The sequence below is a fragment of the Paraburkholderia sp. UCT2 genome, assembly GCF_014397665.1.
Classification (GTDB): domain Bacteria; phylum Pseudomonadota; class Gammaproteobacteria; order Burkholderiales; family Burkholderiaceae; genus Paraburkholderia; species Paraburkholderia tuberum.
The window spans coordinates 1-797 of the sequence record NZ_VZQO01000150.1 but is presented as its reverse complement, the minus strand read 5'-3'; the positions used below and the strand labels follow the sequence as shown (position 1 = coordinate 797).

Below are 797 nucleotides of genomic sequence, written 5' to 3'. Positions count from 1 at the left end.
CCGAACGCGTCGAGCGAATCGTCGTACCCGAACTTGTGCTTGAGCCACGTGGCCGCCCAGAAGCAGACCACACCCGCGACGATACCGATCACGAGCGCGCCGACCGTGCCGACGAAGCCCGACGCCGGCGTAATCGCCACCAGACCCGCGACCGCGCCCGACACGATACCGAGCACCGACGGCTTGCCCTTGGCTGCCCATTCGGCGAACATCCACGCGAGCGCCGCCGCGGCGGTCGCCACCTGCGTCGCGAACATCGCGAAGCCGGCACGGCCATCTGCTGCCACGGCCGAACCCGCGTTGAAGCCGAACCAGCCGACCCACAGCATCGCGCCACCGATCAGCGTGAGCGTCAGGTTGTGCGGCGCCATCGCTTCCTTGCCATAGCCGACGCGCTTGCCGAGCACCAGACAGCAGACCAGGCCCGCGATACCGGCGTTGATGTGCACCACCGTGCCGCCCGCGAAGTCGAGGATGCCCGCGCTAGCCAGCCAGCCGCTCGGCTCCCACACCATGTGCGCGATCGGCGAGTAGACGATGATCGACCACAGCGTCATGAACACCAGCATCGCCGAGAACTTCATGCGGTCCGCGAAGGCACCGGTGATCAGCGCCGGCGTGATGATCGCGAAGGTCATCTGGTAGACGAAGTAGACCGTCTCGGGGATCGTCGGCGCGAGGTGGCTGACGGTCAGCGTCGTGGCCTTGTCGCCCTTGATGTAGTTCATGCCCGTCATGAACACGCGCGAGAAGCCGCCGATGAACGAGCTGCCAGGCGTGAACGCGAGGCTGTAGCC

General features: G+C 66.8%; 1 protein-coding gene. It reads right to left on the bottom strand.

Annotated elements, in window-relative coordinates:
* Positions 1–797 (bottom strand): ammonium transporter (locus F6X39_RS36160; RefSeq protein WP_187620162.1); only part of this gene is annotated, 797 nt, incomplete at both ends.